The following is a 1,410-nucleotide window of genomic DNA, read 5'->3' as shown; positions in this document are numbered from 1 at the left end:
AAGTGAAGACTAGGTATTGGCAGCCTCTCTATTCTCGGTTAAGCTTCACTAAATAAAATCCCTCCTCATTAATAGCAGCATAAGAAGTATATGGCAGACAATAACTCATCTCCGAAGCAATATAACGCCGACTCAATCGAAGTACTAAGTGGTTTGGACCCGGTTAAGAAAAGACCGGGGATGTATACTGAAACCACTCGGCCCAATCACCTTGCTCAGGAAGTAATCGATAACAGTGTCGATGAAGCGCTTGCGGGTCACGCCAGTAAAATTGATGTTGTATTGTATGAAGATGGTTCTTTGTCAGTTGCCGATAACGGGCGCGGGATGCCCGTAGATATTCACTCTGAAGAAGGTGTACCAGGGGTAGAACTAATCTTAAGTAAGCTACATGCTGGCGGTAAGTTCTCCAATGAAAACTACAACTTCTCGGGCGGTCTACACGGCGTTGGTGTATCGGTTGTAAACGCTTTGACTACCAAGCTTGAAATTTTGATCAAGCGCGATGGAAAGCTACATAAGATAGCCTTTGCTGACGGTTTTAAAACTGAAGACTTACATGTGATTGATTCGGTGGGTAAGCGTAATACGGGAACGGAGTTACGCTTTTGGCCTGATGCACAATACTTTGATACGGTGAAGTTCTCAGTTAGTCGTTTACGCCACATTCTTCGTGCCAAGGCCGTATTGTGTCCTGGTCTGGCAGTTACTTTTACTAATAAACAGACCGATGAAAAAGACGAATGGCACTTCCAGGATGGCTTAAAAGACTACCTATTGTCGGCAACTAACGGTCTAGAAACTTGCCCCTCAGCCCCTTTTAGTGGATCAATGGCCGGTAATACCGAAGCTGTAGACTGGGCCATACAATGGTTAGTTGAAGGTGGTGAGATAACTCAGGAGAGCTACGTTAACTTGATACCTACTGCTCAAGGTGGAACGCATGTTAACGGCTTTCGTACCGGCTGCTTGGAAGCGATGAGAGAGTTTTGTGAGTTCAGAAACCTCCTTCCGCGTGGTATCAAACTGAGCTCTGAAGATATATGGGACAAGAGCTGTTTTGTTCTATCAGCCAAGCTTCAAGACCCTCAATTTTCCGGACAGACTAAAGAGCGCCTATCTTCGCGTGAAGCTGCCGCCTTTATTTCCGGTGTCGTCAAAGACTCCTTCAGTTTGTGGCTTAATCAGCATACTGATGATGCTGAAAAGTTAGCAGAGCTGTGTATCAGTAATGCTCAGAAGCGCCTAAAAGCAGCGAAGAAAGTTGTTCGTAAGAAAGTGACCTCCGGCCCGGCATTGCCTGGTAAGCTTGCTGATTGCTCTGGTGTAGAGACTATGAACTCCGAGTTGTTTCTAGTAGAGGGTGACTCGGCTGGTGGCTCAGCCAAACAGGCGCGTGACCGTGAATAT

General features: G+C 46.2%; 1 protein-coding gene. It reads left to right on the top strand.

The genetic code is table 11. The features are described from left to right. Positions 1 to 90 precede the first annotated feature (90 nt). Positions 91 to 1,410 (top strand): DNA topoisomerase IV subunit B (locus A3766_RS11390; protein WP_068642229.1); only part of this gene is annotated, 1,320 nt, incomplete at its 3' end.

It is taken from the genome of Oleiphilus sp. HI0132 (assembly GCF_001635845.1).
The sequence above is the reverse complement of the archived record's forward strand: the minus strand, read 5'-3'. Positions and strand labels throughout refer to the sequence as shown.